Annotated in this window: 20 protein-coding genes; 7 read left to right on the forward strand and 13 right to left on the reverse strand. The window is 70.5% G+C overall.

Features of this window, described 5'->3' with window-relative positions; all coding sequences use genetic code 11:
* Positions 1-129: 129 nt before the first annotated feature.
* Positions 130-1077, reverse strand: coding sequence for a dephospho-CoA kinase (coaE, locus tag ACSEEN_RS06315; RefSeq protein WP_247863940.1), 948 nt, complete (start codon positions 1075-1077; stop codon positions 130-132).
* Positions 1078-1098: 21 nt separating this feature from the next.
* A complete protein-coding gene (locus ACSEEN_RS06320) occupies positions 1099-1857 on the reverse strand; it encodes an IclR family transcriptional regulator (protein ID WP_247863939.1) in 759 nt (252 codons plus the stop codon).
* A gap of 79 nt (positions 1858-1936) precedes the next feature.
* Between ACSEEN_RS06320 and ACSEEN_RS06325 the strand changes: the two genes are divergently transcribed.
* Genes ACSEEN_RS06325 through dmpG form a run of 3 tightly spaced genes read left to right on the forward strand, consistent with a single transcriptional unit; the run spans position 1937 to position 4743 of the window.
* Positions 1937-2749, forward strand: coding sequence for a 2-keto-4-pentenoate hydratase (locus ACSEEN_RS06325; RefSeq protein ID WP_440712657.1), 813 nt, complete (start codon positions 1937-1939; stop codon positions 2747-2749).
* Complete coding sequence (locus ACSEEN_RS06330) at positions 2742-3698, forward strand: acetaldehyde dehydrogenase (acetylating) (RefSeq protein ID WP_371307669.1); 957 nt, start codon at positions 2742-2744, stop codon at positions 3696-3698. The genes ACSEEN_RS06325 and ACSEEN_RS06330 overlap by 8 nt, the downstream gene beginning before the upstream one ends.
* A 1-nt stretch (position 3699) precedes the next feature.
* Complete coding sequence (gene dmpG, locus ACSEEN_RS06335; RefSeq protein WP_298441581.1) at positions 3700-4743, forward strand: 4-hydroxy-2-oxovalerate aldolase; 1044 nt, start codon at positions 3700-3702, stop codon at positions 4741-4743.
* Here dmpG and ACSEEN_RS06340 read toward each other — a convergent pair whose 3' ends face one another.
* Positions 4744-5295 carry an SWIM zinc finger family protein gene (locus tag ACSEEN_RS06340; RefSeq protein WP_440712658.1) on the reverse strand — a complete coding sequence of 184 codons (552 nt, stop codon included), beginning with the start codon at positions 5293-5295 and terminating at the stop codon, positions 4744-4746.
* Positions 5292-7019, reverse strand: a complete 1728-nt coding sequence (locus tag ACSEEN_RS06345; protein ID WP_440712678.1) for a DEAD/DEAH box helicase — start codon at positions 7017-7019, stop codon at positions 5292-5294. The genes ACSEEN_RS06340 and ACSEEN_RS06345 overlap by 4 nt, the downstream gene beginning before the upstream one ends.
* 136 nt (positions 7020-7155) lie before the next feature.
* On the opposite strand from ACSEEN_RS06345, the gene ACSEEN_RS06350 reads away from it, so the two are divergent.
* Entirely contained in the window at positions 7156-7953 is a 798-nt protein-coding gene (locus tag ACSEEN_RS06350; protein ID WP_247863933.1) for a TetR/AcrR family transcriptional regulator, read from the forward strand.
* A gap of 20 nt (positions 7954-7973) precedes the next feature.
* Here ACSEEN_RS06350 and ACSEEN_RS06355 read toward each other — a convergent pair whose 3' ends face one another.
* The 4 genes from ACSEEN_RS06355 to ACSEEN_RS06370 form a co-directional block, all read right to left on the reverse strand.
* Positions 7974-8135, reverse strand: coding sequence for a hypothetical protein (locus ACSEEN_RS06355; RefSeq protein ID WP_440712659.1), 162 nt, complete (start codon positions 8133-8135; stop codon positions 7974-7976).
* A 77-nt stretch (positions 8136-8212) separates the two neighbouring features.
* Positions 8213-9112 carry an LppU/SCO3897 family protein gene (locus ACSEEN_RS06360; protein ID WP_440712660.1) on the reverse strand — a complete coding sequence of 300 codons (900 nt, stop codon included), beginning with the start codon at positions 9110-9112 and terminating at the stop codon, positions 8213-8215.
* A gap of 97 nt (positions 9113-9209) precedes the next feature.
* Entirely contained in the window at positions 9210-9683 is a 474-nt protein-coding gene (locus ACSEEN_RS06365; RefSeq protein WP_298441602.1) for a ribonuclease FAU-1 family protein, read from the reverse strand.
* Positions 9684-9741: 58 nt separating this feature from the next.
* A complete protein-coding gene (locus ACSEEN_RS06370) occupies positions 9742-10182 on the reverse strand; it encodes a VOC family protein (RefSeq protein ID WP_298441577.1) in 441 nt (146 codons plus the stop codon).
* 111 nt (positions 10183-10293) lie between these two features.
* Here ACSEEN_RS06370 and ACSEEN_RS06375 point away from each other — a divergent pair, with 111 nt between their 5' ends.
* Positions 10294-11511 carry a hypothetical protein gene (locus ACSEEN_RS06375; RefSeq protein WP_440712661.1) on the forward strand — a complete coding sequence of 406 codons (1218 nt, stop codon included), beginning with the start codon at positions 10294-10296 and terminating at the stop codon, positions 11509-11511.
* On the opposite strand, the gene ACSEEN_RS06380 is transcribed toward ACSEEN_RS06375, so the two are convergent.
* Positions 11512-11964, reverse strand: a complete 453-nt coding sequence (locus ACSEEN_RS06380) for a nitroreductase family deazaflavin-dependent oxidoreductase (protein ID WP_440712662.1) — start codon at positions 11962-11964, stop codon at positions 11512-11514.
* 55 nt (positions 11965-12019) lie between these two features.
* Positions 12020-12433 (reverse strand): QcrA and Rieske domain-containing protein, encoded by a 414-nt coding sequence (locus ACSEEN_RS06385; protein WP_440712663.1) that lies wholly within the window; start codon positions 12431-12433, stop codon positions 12020-12022.
* 131 nt (positions 12434-12564) lie between these two features.
* Here ACSEEN_RS06385 and uvrB point away from each other — a divergent pair, with 131 nt between their 5' ends.
* The gene (gene uvrB, locus ACSEEN_RS06390) at positions 12565-14718 is read left to right on the forward strand and encodes an excinuclease ABC subunit UvrB (RefSeq protein WP_440712664.1); all 2154 of its coding nucleotides are present in this window, start codon (positions 12565-12567) and stop codon (positions 14716-14718) included.
* Positions 14719-14810: 92 nt separating this feature from the next.
* Positions 14811-15257 (forward strand): universal stress protein, encoded by a 447-nt coding sequence (locus ACSEEN_RS06395; protein ID WP_247863925.1) that lies wholly within the window; start codon positions 14811-14813, stop codon positions 15255-15257.
* 125 nt (positions 15258-15382) lie between these two features.
* Here the strand turns inward: ACSEEN_RS06395 and ACSEEN_RS06400 are convergent, their stop codons facing one another.
* The 3 genes from ACSEEN_RS06400 to ACSEEN_RS06410 all read right to left on the reverse strand — a co-directional run bounded on the left by ACSEEN_RS06400 (position 15383) and on the right by ACSEEN_RS06410 (position 19801).
* Positions 15383-17674, reverse strand: coding sequence for a HelD family protein (locus ACSEEN_RS06400; protein ID WP_440712665.1), 2292 nt, complete (start codon positions 17672-17674; stop codon positions 15383-15385).
* A gap of 99 nt (positions 17675-17773) precedes the next feature.
* Entirely contained in the window at positions 17774-18850 is a 1077-nt protein-coding gene (locus tag ACSEEN_RS06405; RefSeq protein ID WP_247863923.1) for a DoxX family protein, read from the reverse strand.
* A 252-nt stretch (positions 18851-19102) separates the two neighbouring features.
* Positions 19103-19801, reverse strand: coding sequence for an MBL fold metallo-hydrolase (locus ACSEEN_RS06410; RefSeq protein WP_298445857.1), 699 nt, complete (start codon positions 19799-19801; stop codon positions 19103-19105).
* Between the last annotated feature and the right edge of the window lie 20 nt (positions 19802-19821).

Here is a 19821-nt window from a genome sequence, read left to right on the forward strand (position 1 = left end):
GGGGGATTCTCCGTCTCTCGCGCCAGTCATTTCGTCGTCGCCCACTCTGCTGAGTGGGCGGCACCGAAGCAAGCGGGCGACGCCCACTGAATCAGTGGGCAAGGAGCGATGTGAGGTCCGCTGGTCGGCTCAGTCCTCGACGCGCAGGTGGATCCGTACCGGGCGGCCCGGGTCGGCCGCGCCGTGCGTCCGCGCCGGGGTCACGCCGCCCTCGGCGTCGATCACCGGGAACCCGCCCGCGTGCAGCAGGCGCGCCGCCTCGTCCGCCGCCGCGTCGTCGGCGACGATCACTGCGACGTCGATCACCGGGGGAGCAGGGGTGCCGGGTTCGGCGGTCGGGCCGACGTGCTCGATCCGCTTCGCACCGGCCCCGAGGAGTGCCCACAGCCGGTTCACCACGCGCGTGCCGATCACCGCCCACGCCGGGTCGGCGTCGACCACGGCGGTCGGCAAGGGAGCGGCGACGCCGCGAGAGTGGTTCTCGCGCAAAGGAAGTACCCGATCGTTCCACACCTGTAGCGCCTGCTCGGCCAGTTCCTCCGGGGTGCCGGAGTTGTCGAGCCAGATGTCGGCGACGGCACGACGCTGCGCGTCGCTCGCCTGTGCCTCGATCCGCTTGCGGGCGTCGGCGTCGTCCATGCCCCGCAGCGACACCAACCGATGCAGCCGGGATTCGGCGTCCGCGTGCACGACGATCACCGCGTCGTAGAACGGGGCCATGTTGCCCTCGACGAGCAGCGGCACGTCGTGCAGGATCACCGCGTCCGCGGGGGCCGCCGCGGTCAGCTCCTGGGTGCGCGCGCCGATCAGCGGGTGGGTGATGGCGTTGAGCTTCTTCACGCCTTCCTCGTCGGCGAAGGCGCGGGCCGCCAGCGCCGGACGATTCAGCGCACCGTGCGAGTCCAGGATCTCCGGTCCGAAGGCGTCGACGAGGGCGGCCAGGCCGGGAGTTCCGGGCTCCACCACCTCTCGTGCGATGCGGTCGGCATCGATGTGGTGTGCCCCCTGGGCCACGAGAGTCTTGGCGACGGTCGATTTGCCGGCGCCGATGCCGCCGGTCAGTCCCACTCTGATCACACCTCCAGTGTGACAGGCAGCTCAGTCGCGCAGTGCGCGGCGCCGCGCCAGGGTGGCCGCGACCCCGCCGGCCGCGGCCCGGACCGCGTCGACGTGCTGCTCGGGGCGGAACCTGCGGAGCGGGCCGGTGGCACTGAGCGCGGCGATCACCGAGTTGTCCCGCACGTCGAGGATCGGCGCGGATACGCAGGCGATCCCCGGCGTCGACTCCTCGTACTCGAACGCGACGCCGCGCTCGCGGACGGTGTCGAGCGCCGCGGACAGGAGTCCGGGGGCGACGATCGTCCGCGGCGTCCGCCGCTCCAGTGGCCCGGCGAGCACCTCCCGGCGCACTTCGGGTGTGGTGTGCGCCAGCAACGACTTGCCGATTCCGGTGCAGTGCAAGGGCATTCGGCCACCGGTGCGCGACGGCGCGTTCGCCTGGCGATGTCCGCCGATCTTCGCCACGTACATCACCTCGTGGCCGTCGAGGACACCCAGATGCACGGTCTCGTGGGTGCGCTCGTAAAGGTCCTGAAGGAACGGCATGGCGATCTCCAGCAGGCCGCGTTCGACGGAGGCGCGCATGCCGAGTTCGAACAGCCCGCCGGACAGCCGGTAGCCGCCGTCCGTCCGGTCCAGCAGCCGGGCGTCGACCAGGTCACCGGCGAGACGGTGCGCGGTGGCCTTGTGCAGACCGGTGCGGCGCACGATCTCGGCGAGCGGCAGGTCGTGGTCGTCGACGTCGAACGCGTGCAGGATCAGCATCACCTTGCCGAGGACGCTGTCCGGAGTGCTCATCCGGTCCAGGATAGCGCCACGTCTCGCTGAACGAGACGGCATGCTTTCCCCGGGCGGCGGGGGAGAACACGATCGATACATGACGACAACCCACAGCGAGACGGCCGAGGCGCGAGCGGCCGACCGGCTGCTGACCGCACTGCGTACCGGGGTCGCGTGTACCCCGGTCCGTGACCTCATCGGCTCCGACGACCTGCCCGCCGCCTACCGGGTCCAGGAACGGCTCACCCGCGGCCGCACCGACGCCGGTGCGTCGATCGTCGGCCGCAAGATCGGGCTGACCAGCAAGGCCGTGCAGGAACAGATGGGCGTCGACCAGCCCGACTTCGGCGTGCTGTTCGACGACATGGCCTACGACGACGGTGCGCGGGTGCCGATCGGGCGGCTGCTGCAGCCCAAGGCCGAAGCGGAGGTGGCGTTCGTGCTGAAGTCCGATCTCGCGGACGGGCCGCTCGACGTGGCGCAGATCGCCGCCGCCGTCGACTACGGCGTCGCCGCGATCGAGATCTGCGACTCCCGGATCGACGGCTGGGACATCGCCTTCGCCGACACCGTCGCCGACAACGCGTCGTCCGGCGTCTACGTGCTGGGGACCCGGCGCCTGACCCTGGACGAGTTCACGCCGGTCGAGGTCGGCATGCGGATGCTGATCAACGGCGCGGAGGTCTCGACGGGCGACGGCGCCGCCTGCCTCGGCGACCCGCTCAACGCCGTCGCCTGGCTGGCCCGCGCCGCGCGTGATTTCGGCGAACCGCTCCGCGCCGGACAGGTGATCCTCTCCGGCGCCCTCGGCCCGATGCGGCCGCTGCGCCCCGGCGACGAGGTGGTCGTCGAGATCTCCGGCCTCGGCACCGTCCGCGCCACGTTCAACGAAGGAAATACCCATGACTGACAGAACCAAGGTCGCCATCATCGGCTCGGGCAACATCGGCACCGACCTGATGATCAAGGTGATCCGCACCGCCCAACACCTGGAGATGGGCGCGATGGTCGGCATCGATCCGGACTCGGACGGCCTGGCTCGTGCCCGTGACCTGGGCGTACCCACCACGCACGACGGCGTCGAGGGCCTGATCGCCATGCCGGAGTTCGCCGACATCGGCATCGTCTTCGACGCCACCTCGGCCTCCGCGCACGTCCGCAACGCGGCCGCGCTCGCCCCGCACGGCAAGCGGCTGATCGACCTCACGCCCGCCGCGATCGGCCCCTACGTGGTGCCCGCGGTGAACCTGAACGACCACCTGGACGCGCCGAATGTGAACATGGTGACCTGTGGCGGTCAGGCGACCATCCCGGTGGTCGCCGCCGTCTCGGCCGTGACGCCGGTGGTCTACGCCGAGATCGTCGCGTCGATCTCCTCCAAGTCCGCCGGTCCCGGTACGCGAGCCAACATCGACGAGTTCACCGAGACCACGTCGGGCGCCATCGAGCAGGTCGGCGGCGCGCGCAAGGGCAAGGCGGTGATCGTCCTCAACCCGGCCGAGCCGCCGCTGATGATGCGCGACACGGTCTACACGCTGGTCGAGGCACCCGACGAGGACACCCAGGAACAGATCCGGCTGTCCGTGGAGAAGATGATCGACGACGTCTCCGCGTACGTGCCCGGCTACCGGCTCAAGCAGAAGGTGCAGATCACCGAGATCCCCGAGTCGACGCCCATCGAGACGCTGCTCGCCGACGGAGAGGAGACCCGGCCGACACATCAGGTCTCGGTCTTCCTGGAAGTCGAGGGTGCCGCCCACTATCTGCCCGCCTACGCGGGGAATCTGGACATCATGACCGCGGCCGGTCTGCAGGTCGCCGAGCGGATCGCGGCCGGTGCCGCGGGCGAGGAGAACTGACATGGGAACCCCCATCTACGTGCAGGACGTGACGCTGCGCGACGGTATGCACGCCATCCGGCATCGGATCTCCACCGCCGACGTCGCGCGTATCGTCGCCGCCCTCGACGCGGCCGGTGTCGACGCGATCGAGGTGGCCCACGGTGACGGCATCTCCGGCGGCTCGGTGATCTACGGTCCCGGATCGCACACCGACTGGGAGTGGCTCGAGGCCGCGGCCGGCGCGATCCGTCACGCGCGCCTCACCACCCTCATGCTCCCCGGTGTCGGTACCGTCGCCGAACTCCGGCGCGCCTACGACCTCGGCGTACGGTCCGTCCGGGTCGCCACCCACTGCACCGAGGCCGACGTCTCGGCGCAGCACATCGGCGCGGCCAAGGAGATCGGCATGGACGTCTCCGGGTTCCTGATGCTCTCGCACATGAGCGATCCGGAGTCCCTGGCGCAGCAGGCGAAGCTGATGGAGTCGTACGGCGCGGACTGCGTGTACGTCACCGACTCCGGGGGGCGGCTCACCATGAACGACGTCGCCGCGCGCGTCCAGGCCTATCGTGACGTCCTCGACGAGAAGACGCAGATCGGCATCCACGCGCACGAGAACCTGTCGCTGTCGGTGGCGAACTCGGTGGTGGCCGTCGAGAACGGTGCCTTCCGCGTCGATGCCTCGCTGGCCGGGCACGGTGCGGGTGCGGGCAACTGCCCGATCGAGCCGTTCATCGCGGTGGCGAACCTGCTGGGGTTCGAGCATCGCTGCGATCTGAACGCCCTGGAGGACGCCGCCGACGACATCGTCCGGCCACTGCAGGACCGGCCGGTCCGGGTCGACCGGGAGACGCTGACTCTCGGTTACGTCGGCGCGTACTCGTCGTTCCTGCGGCACGCCGAGGCGGCCGCGGCCCGCTACGACCTCGACGTGCGCGACATCCTCACGATCTGCGGGGAGCGCCGACTGGTCGGTGGGCAGGAGGACATGATCGTCGACATCGCGCTCACCCTGGTGGCCGAGCGCGAGGCCGCACGGGAAGCGGAGCTGGAGAACGCCTGATCACCCGTAGAAGGACGCCGGGTCGAGGGCGGTGAGCGGAGTCCAGCGCGGGACCGCGTCGCTGGATGCTGCGCCGGGCCGGCCGGTCGCGGCGCTGTACCCGCGCAGTGACAGGGCCAGGCGAGGGTCCTCGTCGACCCGTCGCACGGTCTCGTAGAGGAGCGCGAGCACATGCACGCAGCGCGCCGACCGGGCGCGGCACGAGCAGTCGACGGCGGCCAGTTCCGGCGGGTCACCGGCGAGCGCCGCGTGCACCTCGTCGGTGAGGGCGGCCGTCGACGGGGCGCCGCCCACCCGCTCGGCTACCGCGCGCGCCGCGTCCCGGGGCATCGGTGCGAACTCGAGGTACGCGACGGAGGCAGCGCCGCCGCGGACGACGGTGCCGCGGACCAGCCGGTCCTCGCACTGCACCGCGCTCATCGCGTTGCGCGCCAGGCTGCGGGCGCGCGGCAGCAGCGGCTCGGGCCGGGTGACCCGGGTGGGCTCGGCCAGTCGCAGGAAGTCGCGGCCCCAGCACGTGTACCCGAATTCGGCGGTCGTACCGGTCGTCATGCGGACTCCTCTCGATTTCGGCGCAGCGTCTCGAGGAGCCGTTCATCGGAGAGTCCGGTCAACGCGGCGAGCGCACCGGCGTCGGCGTCGAGGCTGAGCGCGGACTTGCGTCGGTGCATCGCCGCGATGTGTTCTTCGACGGTCCCGGCGGTGGTCAGCGTGGTGACGGTGACCACGCGATCCTGCCCGATCCGATGCACGCGGTCGGTGGCCTGCGCCTCGACCGCGGGGTTCCACCACCGGTCGAAGTGCACCACGTCCGCGGCGCGCGTCAGCGTGAGTCCGGTGCCGGCCGCCTGCAGGCCGGCGATCAGCACCCCGCAGCCGCCGCCGGCCTGGTAGTCGTCGACGATCTGGTCGCGCTCGGTGCGGGAGAGTCCGCCGTGCAGGAACGGCACCGGCGCGCCGAGCACCGCGCCGAGGTGGGCGCGCAGGAGTTCGCCGGTCTGCCGGTACTGGGTGAAGATCACCGTGGGGCAGTCGTTGTCGAGGTTCGTCACGATGATGTCGGTGCAGACGTCGAGTTTCCCGGAACGGCCCTCGATGGTGCCGCGGACCGGGCCGGAACCGAGCAGTGCGGGATGGTTGCACACCTGTTTCAGCCGGGTGAGGGCGGCGAGGATCGCGCCACGGCGGGCGATGCCGGTACCGAATCCCGCGGCCTCGGCCTCGTCCAGGACGGTGTCGTAGAGCCGGGCCTGTTCGGGGGTGAGGTCGCATTCCACATCGCTCGCGATCTTGGGGCCGAGGCTGGCGGCGACGTCGGCCTTGGTGCGGCGAAGCACGTGGCCGGAGATCGCGTCGTGCATGCGCCGCTTGGTATCCGCCGAACCGGCCGAGATCGGCTGCGCGTAGCGGCGCCGGAAGAGCGCACGATTACCGAAGGCGGCCGGTGCGACCAGGTTGAGCAGCGACCACAGCTCGTCGAGGTGGTTCTCCACCGGCGTACCGGTCAGCGCGATCCGTGCGTCGGCGGACAGTTCCCGCGCGGCCCGGGCCACCTGGGTCCGCGAGTTCTTGAGTGCTTGCGCCTCGTCGAAAACCACCCTGGCCCAGTGGTTCCCGGTGAGGGCGGCGGTGTGCCTCCGCAGCGCCGGATAGCCGGCGACGACTACGCCGGCCGGGCCGATCTCGGGCAGCGCCCCGCCGCGGTAGTCGACCGGTGCGAGACGGCCGGGCGCCCAGCGGCGAATCTCCCGCACCCAGTTGGTGACCAGGCCGGTCGGGCACACCACCAGCGCGGGTCCACGCCCGGTGTGCGCCAAGTGCGCGATGGTCTGCAGTGTCTTGCCCAGTCCCATCTCGTCGGCGAGGACGCCGCCGCCCCTGTCGTCGGCGGTCACCTCGTCGAGCCAGGTGACGCCGCGCAACTGGTAGTCGCGCAGATCGGCGGTCACCAGATCGCGCAGCGCGAGTCCCGCGCTGCGGGTCGCGGCGAAGGTTGCGCGCGCGTACTCGGCGGAGACCACGGCGTCGCCGACGCTGTTGCACACCGCGTGGGCGGCGGTCGGCAGTGTGATCTCGGCGCCCGGGTCGTCACGCAGGGTGCGCCAGGCGGTGATCGACGCGGTCGTGCCGTCCGGGAGTTCGTCGACGGAGACGACACGGCAAGGAAGCCGGCACGCTTCGAGTCGTGTGTTGCGCCCGTGGCCGGCCGGCTGGGGCAGGTGCACCGTCGGTTGCTCGGCGCCGCCCGCGCCGGTGGCGGCGATCGGCGTCCACAGCGCGAAGGCGTGGCGCTCGGGCAGGTAGGTGGCGTGTTCGGGACCGGCGGATGCGGGGATGCGGCGCTCCTTCTCGACAGATACCGTAGGGTGTACGGCATTGATACCGTACACCCTACGGAGAGGACTGTCGAGAATGGCGGAGAGCGCCGACGACGTGCGGCGGATCGTCGATCTGCTGTGGGGTGCGGCCCGGGCGGACGAGACGCCGGCGCCCCGGCCGGGGCCGCGGCAGCGGTCGAGCGTGCGCGAGGTGGTCGCCGCGGCGATCGGTATCGCCGACGCGCACGGACTGGCGGAGCTGTCGATGCGGACCCTCGCCGCGCGGGTCGGGCTCCGTCCGATGGGGCTGTACACCTACGTGCCGAACCGCGAGGTGCTGCTGGCGCTGATGGTCGACGCGGTGGCCGCCGAGGACGGACCGATCCGTGCGGAGACGGGTCTGGCGGAGTGTCTGCGGGCGGTCGCCGGACAGTACCGGGACGAACTGCTGGCGCATCCGTGGCTGCTCGGAGTGCCGGCCTGGCGGCCGGTGCCCGGCCCCGGATCGTCGCGGCGCTACGAGCGGCAGCTGGTCGCGATCACGGAAGCCGCCGCGCGGGAGGGCATGGTCTTCGGCGACGTCGAACTGGACGCGGTGGTCGCCGCCCTGCGGGCGTTCGCGATGGGGAACGCCCGCTCACGGATCGATCAGCGTGCGGCGCACCGGGATTCGGGGATGACCGACGCGCAGTGGTGGGCCGTCGCCGGGCCACGGCTGGCCGAGTCGATGCCCGCGGGGGACTACCCGGTCTCATCCCGTGTGGGCAGTGTGGTCGGCGAACTCTTCGCCGGGCCGGGCGATGCCGACCATGCCTATGAGTTCGGGCTCGGCCGGCTGATCGACGGCATCGTCGCCGGTGCCCGCAGATCGGCGGAGACCGGTCCGGAGTAGGCGGCGATGCGTGGCTTCCGTCAGCCGGCATCGGTGCGGTTCGGCACGTTCGCGGAGTCGACGTGCCGGGTGATCTTGTAGCGCACCGTCATGATCGACGACGCTTCCGCGCACGACACGGTCTTCAGATCGATGCCGACGGCGACCGTGGACTCCTCTTCGCAGGTGCCGGCCCGGTACACCTACCCGGAGACCGAGTAGGTGTACCGGGCGGCCTCGCACGCATCGCGCGAGGTGGAGAACGCCTGCGCGCCGCGGGTCAGCGCTGCCAGATGTAGTCGCCGAGGATCTCGGCGCAGAACCCGATGGGCCGGGCCGGATCGGTGTGGATCAGATGGCTGATCTTCTTCTGCTTGTCGGGATCGGAGCAGCGGGGAACCTGCTGGCTGTCGACGCGTTCGGTGATCTGGTAGCGGATCGTCATCGCGCCGGAGCTCTGATCGCACGACACCTCCTTCAGGTCGATGCCGAGCCCCAGCGTGGACTCCTCGTAGCAGGTGCCGACGCGGTAGTTCGCGATCAGGCAGAGCGCCTTGTCGGTGCCCGAGCCTCCGTATTCGGTGTAGTAGTACTCGTAGCCGGCGGTCTTGCAGGCGTCGCTGGTGGGCTGCTTGTCGCCGACGATGAATGAGACGGCGCTGGTGTCGGCGCAGTCGATGGCGGTCACGTCGGTGTTCATCTCCGTGCCGTTGACGCGGACGCAGTCGCCGATCGCGGTCCGATCGACCGCCGACGACGGGGTGGCGGTCGCGGAGGTGATGGCGTCCGAGACCGAGTTCGCCGCGCGGCCGATGAAGGCGAGGGCGCCGATCGCGACGATCGCCACGACGAGGACGACGCCGACGACGAGCGCGACGATCAGCGGCGTGCGCGACTTCTTCGGCGGGGCCGGCGGCATCGGGGCGTACCCGGGTCCGGCCGGATACGCGTAGCCCGGTCCCGCCGGGGCGGCGCCGGGCGCGGCGATCGGCGGGTACGGCGCGGCCGGAACCTGGCCCGCCGGATACTGGCCCGCGGGACCGGCGCCCGCCGGACCGGGGTACGGCTCACCGGTCGCCGGGCCGGCGTCGTACTGACCGGGAGGCTGCTGCTGATCGAACTGCTGGGGCTGCTCGGGGGCCGAATCGTCGCCGGTGGGTTCGGTCGGGGGTGTGGTCATCGGTGCTCCCGGTTTCCTGCAGTGTGTACGGATATTCGGGGAAAGTCTGTCATACCGGCGATGACGGGCACCCGGAGCCACCGGCGGCCGCCCGGTGTCAGGGCCTGTCGAGCCAGCGCATCCGTTCGCCCGCCTGCTCGTCGAGCCAGTCCTGGATCCCGGCGGTGCGGGCGGCGCCGGCCAGGGCCCGGACAGCGATCTCGGTGGCGGACGTCGCCTCGCCGGTGGTGACCAGGCCCGCGGCGTGGGCCTCGAAGAGTTCGTCGACGTCGATCAGCGCCAGGGGAGTGCCCGGCACGTCGACCAGATCGAGATACCAGTCGACGGCGTGCCACCGCCCGTCGTCGTCCGGTCCGGAGAATCGGCCGACGTCGAGGTAGAGGCGCTGGCCGGAGCGGTAGCCCGCGGTGAAATGGAAGATGTTGGCGCGCAGCCCCAGTGACGGCAGCAGCCAGCTCTCCAGGTGGCTGAACCGAGGATGGTCGGCGGTGCGGGACATGTAGAGGCCGTAGGGCGTCTCGCGGTAGTCGAGGACCGGGCGCACGAATCCCTTGTTGTCGGTGTTGGTCATCGCGGGCACGTCGAACACCTCCCGCTTGGGCGGGTGGACGTGCGCCGGGGGCGCGGATTCAGACACCGGTGATCTCGCCGTCGGCGTCGACCGTGAACGCCGGGTTGTAGACGAAGTCCCAGCGGAAGCCGTCCGGGTCGGCGACGCACGCGCTCACCCCGCCCCACTCCTGCTGTTTCGGCGCGCCGACCGACGTGGCGCCGGCGTCGAGGGCGCGGTGATACAGCTTGTCCACGTGCTCGGCGGCCGAGACGTTGTGCCCCAGCGACATCGGTGGCGCGAGCGGCCCGTGCCCCACGTCGCCGTACTCGCCCGGCATCGACTCGATGTTCCAGAGAGCGAGGAGCAGTCCGTGCCCGGCCTGGACGAACGCGATCTCGTCGCCCATCCGGCTGACGGGCCGGAATCCGAGACCCTCGGTGTAGAAGCGGGTGGCGGTCTCGACGTCGCGCACGCCGAGTGTGACGGCCGTGACGTGGGGAATCGGGGTGCCGGTCATGGCCTCACCCTATGCCGCCGGTACGACGGTCGCGACCGATCGGAAGGTCCGCCGAACCATGCTCCCATGCTTTATTGACAATAATTTTCATTGAAGTGTTCACTGTGCGCCATGCGAAACACCTCAAAACTCATGATTCTCTCGTCCGCGGCGTTACTGGCACTCGTCGCCTGCTCCAGCGACGACGGGAAGACCGACTCCGCGAGCCGGTCGGCGAGCAAGCCGGTCGAACAGCGAAAGGCCACGCCGCGCCTGGTGCTCACGTACGACGGCGGCCTCAACGTGATCGACGCCGGCACCCTCGATTCGGTCTCCGACGTCCCGGTCGACGGGTTCACCCGTGTCAACGACGCCGGCAATGGGCGCTACGTCTTCGTCTCGACCTCCAACGGGTTCCAGTTGCTCGACGCCGGCACCTGGAGCGAACCGCACGGCGACCATTCGCACTACTACACGGCCGCGCCGAAGATGACCGGCCAGTCCTTCGGTGGGGAGAAGCCCGGTCACGTCGTGGTGCACGACGGCCGGACCACCCTGTTCAGCGACGGCACCGGCGAGGTCGAGATCCTCGACTCCGCCAAGATCGGTTCGGACGACGCGCTGATCAGCAAGTTCACCGTGCCCGCGCACCACGGCGTGGCCGTCGCCCGCGCGGACGGATCGGTGATCGTGTCGCAGGGCGATGCGAAGACCCGCACCGGGGTCATCATCCGGGACGCCTCCGGCGAGACGATCGCGAGCAACGACCAGTGCCCGGGACTGCACGGTGAGGCGGCCGCGCAGGGCGGTGCGGTCAGCTTCGGCTGCGAGGACGGCATCCTGCTGGTGCAGGGCGAGCAGATCACCAAGGTGAAGGCCGCCGATCCGTACGCCCGCATCGGCAACCAGGCCGGCAGCGAGGTGTCGCCGATCATCATGGGCGACTACAAGACCGAGAAGGACAACGAGCACGAGCACCCGAAGAAGTTCTCGCTGACCGACACGCGCAGCAAGACCATCAAGGTGGTCGACATCGACACCACCTACAGCTTCCGCTCGCTCGGCCGCGGTCCGGCCGGGGAGGCGCTGCTGCTCGGCGCGGACGGCAAGCTGCACGTCTTCGACGCCGAGAGCGGCCAGGAGAAGGCGGCCTACCCGGTGATCGATCCGTGGACCGAGCCGGAGAACTGGCAGGATCCGATGCCCGATCTGCATGTGATCGGCTCCACCGCCTACGTCAGTGATCCGGCCAAGAAGCGGGTGCTCGCGGTGAGCCTGCACGACGGTGCCGTGCTCGCCGAGCACTCCACCGGCAAGGAGAACCTGGAGATGACCGGCGTCACCGGCTGATCATCGGCCGCCGGGCAGCAGCTCGAACACCGGATGGCGCCCGGCCTCGGCCTCGAACTCGGCGAGGGGCGCCTCCGGTGCGGCGGCGAAATAGTCGCGCGGCGGACCGGTGATCGTGAGGTAGTCCTTCAGGATCGGCGCGGCCTCCGCGGGATCGGTGACCTCCCGGATCCCGAGTTCACTGTTCTCCCCGCGCCGCCGGATACGGACCGTACCGGCGGCGCGGGCGTTGTGCACCCAGCCGACCGGGCCGTACGGGGCCACCAGCCAGCGGCGGCCGTCACGTTCGACGAGGGTGACCGGGTGACTCCGCGGCTTCCCGCTCTTCCGGCCGACGGTGGTGAGCATGTAGGTGTGCGGTATCAGACCGGCCCGGACGAGAGGCGGCATCACCTTCTCGCCGATCCGGCGGAGCGTGGTCATCTCGAACTCGCGGAACTGTCCGTCGGTCATGGTCCCATTGTCCGGGCGCGGGGTGGATCGGGCCAGGGTCGCAGGTACCGCCCCGTCAAGCCCGGACGATGTCGGTGCCGTCGACCCGGATCGGCACCGAGGTGAGGTTCGACGCGGCCGGTCCCTGCGTCACCTCGCCGGACAGGTCGAATCGGCTGCCGTGGCACGGGCAGGCCAGCCCGGCGCCCTCGGCCGCGACGGCGCACCCGGCGTGCGGGCAGGTGCGGGCGAAGGCCTTGTACTGGCCGGCGACGGGCTGGGTCACCACGATGTCGCCGGTCACCACACCGCCACCGACCGGCACCTTGTCGGTGGTGGTGAGCGCGGTGCCCGGCGTCTCGGTGGTCTTGGGCTTGGTCGCGGCCTGCCGGGCGTCGCCGCAGGCGGCCGCGGTGAGGGCGACGGCGCCGACCGCGGCGCCGGTCAGAACGGTACGGCGGGCGACGGGTGCGGAGACGGGCTGATCCATGGTCGATCGTCCTTCGGTCGGTGCGGGGCTGTGCGCATCCATTGTCGCCGCCGAACCTGGCAGTCGCCTGGGAAGCGCTCACGGAGCGCTGGTCACCCGGTGTTGTCGGTACCGCCGGATACCCTGGTCTCATGGCATTTGCAGCGGAACAGCCGATCGTCGCGCATTCGGAATACCGCCCCATCGGGGAGGTGGAGCGCAGCGCCGCGGCCTTCGAGGTGATCAGCGAACTCGAGCCCGCGGGCGACCAGCCCACCGCGATCGCCGACCTGGAGCAGCGGCTCACCGAGGGCGAACGCGACGTGGTCCTGATGGGTGCCACCGGCACCGGCAAGTCGGCGACCACCGCGTGGCTCATCGAGAAGATGCAGCGGCCGACGCTGGTGATGGCGCCCAACAAGACTCTCGCGGCCCAGCTCGCCAACGAACTGCGCGAGATGCTGCCGAACAACGCCGTCGAGTACTTCGTCTCGTACTACGACTACTACCAGCCCGAGGCGTACATCGCGCAGACCGACACCTACATCGAGAAGGACAGCTCGATCAACGACGACGTCGAGCGCCTGCGGCACTCGGCCACGTCGAGCCTGCTGTCCCGGCGCGACGTCGTGGTGGTGGCCTCGGTGTCGTGCATCTACGGCCTGGGCACCCCGCAGAGCTATCTGGACCGGTCGGTGGAGCTGTCGGTGGGGGAGACCATCGACCGCGACGCCCTGCTGCGGCTGCTGGTCGACATCCAGTACAGCCGCAACGACGTCGCCTTCACCCGCGGCAGCTTCCGGGTCCGTGGCGACACCGTGGAGATCATCCCGTCGTACGAGGAGCTCGCGATCCGTATCGAGTTCTTCGGTGACGAGGTGGAGGCGCTCTACTACCTGCATCCGCTGACCGGCGATGTGATCCGCCAGGTCGACAGCCTGCGCATCTTCCCGGCGACGCACTACGTCGCCGGTCCCGAGCGGATGGCCCGGGCCATCGACGGCATCGAGAAGGAACTGGAGGAGCGGCTGGCCCAGTTCGAGGCACAGGGCAAGCACCTGGAGGCGCAGCGACTGCGGATGCGTACCAACTACGACATCGAGATGATGCGCCAGGTCGGCTTCTGTTCGGGCATCGAGAACTACTCGCGGCACATCGACGGCCGCGGTGCCGGCAGCGCGCCGGCCACCCTCATCGACTACTTCCCGGACGACTTCCTCCTGGTGATCGACGAGTCCCACGTGACCGTGCCGCAGATCGGAGCGATGTACGAGGGCGACATGTCGCGCAAGCGGAATCTGGTCGAGTTCGGTTTCCGCCTGCCGTCGGCGGTCGACAACCGGCCGCTCACCTGGGACGAGTTCGTCGACCGCGTCGGCCAGACCGTGTACCTGTCGGCCACGCCCGGGCCGTACGAACTGGGGCAGTCCGGCGGCGAATTCGTCGAGCAGGTGATCCGGCCGACCGGTCTGCTCGACCCGAAGATCGTCGTCAAACCCACCAAGGGCCAGATCGACGACCTGGTCGGCGAGATCCGCGAACGGTCCGAGCGGAACGAGCGCGTGCTGGTCACCACGCTGACCAAGAAGATGGCCGAGGACCTCACCGACTACCTGCTCGAACTCGGTGTCCGCGTCCGCTACCTGCACTCCGAGGTCGACACCCTGCGGCGCGTCGAACTGCTGCGTCAGCTGCGCAGCGGCGAATACGACGTGCTGGTCGGCATCAACCTGCTGCGCGAGGGACTCGACCTTCCGGAGGTCTCGCTGGTCGCGATCCTGGACGCGGACAAGGAGGGCTTCCTGCGCAGCACCACGTCGCTGATCCAGACCATCGGCCGCGCGGCCCGCAACGTGTCCGGCGAAGTGCACATGTACGCCGACAAGGTGACCGACTCGATGCGCAACGCGATCGACGAGACCGATCGGCGCCGTGCCAAGCAGATCGCCTACAACACCGAGAAGGGCGTCGACCCGCAGCCGCTGCGGAAGAAGATCAACGACATCCTCGACCAGGTGTACGCCGAAGCCGAGGACACCGTGGAGATCGGCGGCTCCGGCCGCAACGCCAGCCGCGGGCGGCGTGCCCAGGGCGAGGTGTCCAAGGCGGTCAGCGCCGGGGTCTACGAACAGCGGGACACATCGTCGATGCCGCGCGCCGAGCTGGCCGATCTGGTGCAGGAACTGACCGAGCAGATGATGACCGCGGCCCGGGATCTGCAGTTCGAGCTGGCCGCGCGGCTGCGCGACGAGATCTCGGATCTGAAGAAGGAACTGCGCGGGATGGATGCGGCGGGGATCAAGTAGCCGTAAGTTACCGGCGTGGCAAGGTATCTTCTAGGACACTGCCCTTCAGGTCGGAGACGCCGGCCGGGAACACTCCGGAGGTAGAACCCAGAATGAGTGCTTACAAGACCATCGTCGTCGGTACGGACGGATCTGAGTCCTCACTGCACGCCGTCGCGCGTGCCGGAGGCATCGCCGGTGACGGCGCCACCCTCGTGATCGCGTGCGCCTACTTCCCGAACGACGGCCGCTCGGCCAGCGCCGCGAGCGACGCGCTCGGCGCCGACGCCTACCAGGTGATGGGCAGCTCGCCGACCGAGGAGATCCTGCGCAGCGCCAAGGAGCGCGCGGCCGCCGCCGGTGCGTCGGTGATCCAGACCCGCTCGGTCAAGGGCGCCCCGGTCGACGCGCTGCTGCAGCTGGTCACCGACGTCCAGGCCGATCTCCTGGTGGTGGGCAACAAGGGGCTCAACTCGATCGCCGGCCGCCTCCTCGGCTCGGTCCCCGCCGACGTCGCCCGCAAGGCCGCCTGCGACGTCCTCATCGTCCACACCACGTAGTTCGCCCGGTCTCGACTCCGCTCGACCATCATGGTGGTCGGGCACGGTTCCATGTTGGTCGGGCACGGTTCCATGGTGGTCGGGCACGGTTGCATGCCGGTCGAGCGAAGTCGAGACCACACCTTCTAGACGTCTTCCCCTGCCGGCAGATCCGCGAGATCTGCCGGCAGCGGTGCATCGTGCACCACGACCAGCCGCTGCGTCGCCCGGGTGAGCGCCACGTACAGGTCCGACAGTCCGCGCGGTGAGGTGCTGAGCATCTCGGCGGGTTCGGCGAGCACCACGTTGTCGAACTCCAGCCCCTTCGCCGAGGTCAGCGGCAGCACCCGGATACCGTCCGGATCGTCGGCGGCTCGCGCCGCGTCGGCCTCGACGTCGGCCACCAGCACCGCGGTGAGTCCCGGCCAGTCCGCCGCCCGCGCCGTGGCCAGTGCCGTGGCGAGCGCACTCTCGTCCCAGGTCGGCACCGCGTACGGTTCGATCCCGTTGCTCCGCAACGACTCCGGCGGCGTCTGCGCCGGATCGATCCGCGCCAGCAGGCGATTCGCGTAGCGGGTGATCTCGGTCGGCGTGCGGTAGTTGACAGTCAGCTCCCGCAGCCGCCACCGATCGGCGACGTACGACGAGAAGATCCGCCCCCACGACGTGGTGCCCGCCGGATCGCCGGTCTGCGCGGTGTCCCCGATCACCGTCATCCACCGATTCGGGATGCGGCGCATGATCATCCGCCACGCCATCGTCGATAGCTCTTGGGCCTCATCGACGATCACGTGACCGAAGGTCCAGTTCCGGTCGGAGTAGGCGCGCTCGGCCGTCGTCCGGTACTCGGTCACCTCCTGGCGCTCGGCGAGTTGTTCGGCGTCGATCAGGTCGTACGCCATCAGCAGCTCGGGGTCCATCTCATCCTCGAGATCCTGGGGCGCCGAGCCGGTGAGGATGTCGAGGGCGTCCTGTGCCTCCGCGATCCGCCTGCGCCACTGCGCCTTCTGCTCGCGCTGTGCTTCGTCGGTGCGGTAGCCGATGAGCTCGGCCAATTCGTCGAGCAGCGGAACGTCGGCCGGGGAGAGGTCCGCGTCGTCGGGCAGCGGATGCGCCGGCCGGGCCAGGGCGGCGCGGTCGTCGTCGGTCCAGCCGCGCGTGGACCGGCGCCGGAAGGCGGTGTCCGAGTAGAACTCGCGGAGCAGTCGCTGGGGCGTGAGGGCCGGCCAGTACTCGAGGACGGTGCGGACCACGTCGTCGTCGGATTCCATCTCGTCGCGGATGTCGGTGAGATCGGCGGCGGTCAGCAGCGAGGATCCGTCGAGCGTGGACGAGCCGATCTTCCGCGCGTGGGCGGCGGCGAGCTCGTCGAGCGCGGTCCGCAGGAAGGTCCGCTGCGCCAGATTGTGCGGACGGCGGGTGGAACGCGCCGCCGCGCGGGCCTTCTTGATCACCTCGGCGTCGACCGCGACGGGATAGCCGTCGACCTGCACGGTCACTCCCCGCGGCGGCAGCGTCTGACGGCCCCGCACCGCGGCGCGCAGGACGGGGAGCATCCGCTCGGCGTCGCCCTTGAGCTCGGCGGCACGACGGCTGTCGTTGCCTTCCGCCCGGATTCCCGGGAACAGATTGCCGACGGTCGACAGCAGCACGCCGGTCTCGCCGAGGGAGGGGAGGACCTGCGCGATGTAGTCGAGGAAGGTCTCGTTGGGGCCGATGATCAGCACACCGCTGCGCGAGAGGGTGTCGCGATGGGTGTAGAGCAGGTAGGCGGCGCGGTGCAGGGCGACCGCCGTCTTACCGGTGCCGGGCCCGCCCTGCACCACCAGCACCCCGCGGTGCCGATAGCGGATGATCTCGTCCTGCTCGCGCTGGATGGTCTCGACGATGTCGGTCATCTCGCCGGTCCGGGCGGCGTTGAGCGCGGCGACCAGCGCGGTCTCGTTCACCACCGAGACCTCACCGGCGTCGGCGGCGTCGATCTCACCGGAGAGCAGGTACTCGTCCGACACCGAGCGCACGGCCCGGGTCCGGGTGCGCAGGTGGCGCCGCCGGTCCACGCCTTCCGGCGACGCCGGGGTGGCGAGGTAGAACGGCCGCGACAACGGGGCGCGCCAGTCGAGGAGCAGGGTGGTCACCTGATCGTCGTCGAGGATGCCCATGCGCCCGATCCGGCGCACCGGGTCGTCGTCCGGCTCGCCGTCGGACATGTCGAGCCGGCCGAAATACAGGTTGTGCTCGGCGGCGTCGATCCGGGTCAGCATCTGCTGGTAGTGCCGCTCGTACGACTCCCGCTCGGACAGCGCCTGCGGCGTCCCCGCCGATTCGAGCAGCGTGGCATCCAGGCGCCGGTTCGCGGTCGCGCGCATGCGGTCGAGCCGCCCGTAGACGGCATCGAGGTAGACCTGTTCTTCGGCGAGGCGGGGATCAGGGGTCACAGTCGTTCCAGTGTACTGATCCGCCGCGACATCGGCAGGAACGACGACGGCCGCCCGACGTGGTCGGGCGGCCGTCGTCGACAGCGACTGCGGTGCGTGTCAGCTCGCCTCGGCGACCTTCTTCGCGGCCTTCTCCTGCGCCTTGCGGACGCGGCGGGCCACCTTCTGGCCGGCCGCGGCGGCCTTCTCCTTCGCGTCCTCGGCCACCTCGGGTGCCCGGTCGGCCACCTTGCTCGCGAAGTCCGCGGCCAGGTCGCGGGCCTGCTCGGCACCGTCGCGGGCCTTCTCGGCGACCACCGGCGCGCGATCGGCGACCTTGCCGGCCAGCTCGGCGGCCTTGTCCTTGGCGTCCTCGGCGACCACGGGGGCGCGGTCGGCGATCACCGCGGCGGCCTCCTCGGCCCGGTTACGGGCCTTCTCGGCGAGCACCGGCGCGTTGGCCTTGGCCTTCACCGCGGCGACCTCGGCACGGCCGCGTGCCTTGTCGGCCACGACCGCGGCCCGGTCGGTGAAGTCGGCGAAGTCGTCGCCGGCCTTGTCGTTCAGGTGCGAGACGGCCGACGATCCGGCCTTGACGGCGACCGGGAGGGCGAGGGCGGCGACCGGGTGGCCGTGCGACCGGAGGGCCTGACGGGCGGCCCGCTTCGCGGCGCGCTTGGCCGCCCGCTTGCCGACCTTGCCGGCCAGCTGGGCTTCCCTGGCAGCGACTTTGCCGGCGAACTCGGCCTCGGCGATGGCGTGCTGGGTGCGCCACGCGAGCGACGGCTGGCCCGCGGTGTCACCGGCGGCGATCAGGACACCGCCGAGGAGCCCGGCGTTCTTGATCAGGCCGACCTTGCGGGCCTCGCGGCGCACCGGGTCGGTCTCGGTCCAGAACGCGCTGTCGTAGACGGTGACCGGGACGATCGAGGCGGCCAGAATGCCGGACGCGAAGCGCGGCATCTTGCCGGTGGCGAGCAGCACGCCGCCGCCGATCTGCACCGCACCGGCGATCCGCATCGCCGTCGCGGCATTGGCGGGCAGTTTGCCCGCGACCGGGGCGGGCAGCGCATCGCGGCCGGTGTCGACCATCGGCTGCACCGTCTCGACGACGGGGGCCGGCGCGCGCAGCAACTCGGCGCCCGAGGCGATGAACGCGGAAGCGAGTAGGGGACGGGCGATCTTGCGGAGAATCACAGGGGAGAACACCTTCCGGCTTTCGGGGACTACAGCGTGCGGACGGCCCGCCGCCGTGAACGGGGGCTCCGCATCGAGAGTAAGCACATCCGCGCGGCGATGTGCGGGCCTCGACCCCCTTTGGCACTGATCGACCGCTTCCGGCCCGTCCCCGACGATCGTGCGGAGTCGAGACCGGTCCCGTCGTCGGGCGGGTGATCTCGACTCCGGTCGGTCGCCGGCCCTTCGCGCGGTCGAACGTCCACCGGGTCGCTACCAGCCCCGCTCGCGCCACTCCGGAAGGCTCGGGCGCTCGGCGCCCAGCGTGGTGTCCTTGCCGTGACCCGGGTAGACGACGGTGTCGTCGCCGTACCGCCCGAACAGCTTGGTCTCCACGTCGTTCAGCAGGATCTCGAAATCGCCCGGCTGCCAGGTCTTGCCGACGCCGCCGGGGAACAGCGAATCACCGGTGAACAGGTGGACGCGGCCGCTCTTCTCGGTGAGGGCGAGGACGATGGAGCCGGGGGTGTGGCCGACCACGTGGATCACGTCGAGCGTGAGGCCGCCGACCTCGATGGTGTCGCCGTCGTGCAGGAGCCGCGTCGGGGCGACGGGCAGTTCGGGGGCATCGGCCTCGCCGGCCGCGGTCGGGACGTGCGTCGCGCGGTCCACGTCTTCGAGGGCCTGCCAGTGGTCGAAGTGGCCGTGCGTGGTGACGATCTGGGTCAGCTCGCCGGGCAGTGCGTCGAGCAGGGTGAGGATCGATTCGGGGTCGTTGGCGGCATCGATCAGCAGGCTCTTGCCGGTCGCGGCGTCGGTCACGACGTACACGTTGTTGTCCATCGGGCCGACCGACATCTTGACGATCGTCGCGTCGTCGAGGATCCGGCGCTGGGCGCGGACGCCGTGATGGTCCGGCGCGGGCGTCACGTCGCCGGTGTAGTCGTCGGAGATCGTCACTGGAATGCTCATACCGTTCAGGGTAGTGGCCG

The sequence above is a fragment of the Gordonia marina genome (assembly GCF_052036135.1).
Lineage (GTDB): Bacteria > Actinomycetota > Actinomycetes > Mycobacteriales > Mycobacteriaceae > Gordonia.

What these genes read in the sequence shown, in the direction of transcription:
- ACSEEN_RS06410 (WP_298445857.1), bottom strand. Translation starts at nt 19,801, where the DNA reads ATGAGCATTCCAGTGACGATCTCCGACGACTACACCGGCGACGTGACG.
- ACSEEN_RS06375 (WP_440712661.1), top strand. Translation starts at nt 10,294, where the DNA reads ATGCGAAACACCTCAAAACTCATGATTCTCTCGTCCGCGGCGTTACTG.
- ACSEEN_RS06325 (WP_440712657.1), top strand. Translation starts at nt 1,937, where the DNA reads ATGACGACAACCCACAGCGAGACGGCCGAGGCGCGAGCGGCCGACCGG.
- ACSEEN_RS06370 (WP_298441577.1), bottom strand. Translation starts at nt 10,182, where the DNA reads ATGACCGGCACCCCGATTCCCCACGTCACGGCCGTCACACTCGGCGTG.
- ACSEEN_RS06365 (WP_298441602.1), bottom strand. Translation starts at nt 9,683, where the DNA reads ATGACCAACACCGACAACAAGGGATTCGTGCGCCCGGTCCTCGACTAC.
- ACSEEN_RS06380 (WP_440712662.1), bottom strand. Translation starts at nt 11,964, where the DNA reads ATGACCGACGGACAGTTCCGCGAGTTCGAGATGACCACGCTCCGCCGG.
- ACSEEN_RS06330 (WP_371307669.1), top strand. Translation starts at nt 2,742, where the DNA reads ATGACTGACAGAACCAAGGTCGCCATCATCGGCTCGGGCAACATCGGC.
- ACSEEN_RS06350 (WP_247863933.1), top strand. Translation starts at nt 7,156, where the DNA reads ATGGCGGAGAGCGCCGACGACGTGCGGCGGATCGTCGATCTGCTGTGG.
- dmpG (WP_298441581.1), top strand. Translation starts at nt 3,700, where the DNA reads ATGGGAACCCCCATCTACGTGCAGGACGTGACGCTGCGCGACGGTATG.
- ACSEEN_RS06320 (WP_247863939.1), bottom strand. Translation starts at nt 1,857, where the DNA reads ATGAGCACTCCGGACAGCGTCCTCGGCAAGGTGATGCTGATCCTGCAC.
- uvrB (WP_440712664.1), top strand. Translation starts at nt 12,565, where the DNA reads ATGGCATTTGCAGCGGAACAGCCGATCGTCGCGCATTCGGAATACCGC.
- ACSEEN_RS06395 (WP_247863925.1), top strand. Translation starts at nt 14,811, where the DNA reads ATGAGTGCTTACAAGACCATCGTCGTCGGTACGGACGGATCTGAGTCC.
- ACSEEN_RS06360 (WP_440712660.1), bottom strand. Translation starts at nt 9,112, where the DNA reads ATGACCACACCCCCGACCGAACCCACCGGCGACGATTCGGCCCCCGAG.
- ACSEEN_RS06385 (WP_440712663.1), bottom strand. Translation starts at nt 12,433, where the DNA reads ATGGATCAGCCCGTCTCCGCACCCGTCGCCCGCCGTACCGTTCTGACC.
- ACSEEN_RS06340 (WP_440712658.1), bottom strand. Translation starts at nt 5,295, where the DNA reads ATGACGACCGGTACGACCGCCGAATTCGGGTACACGTGCTGGGGCCGC.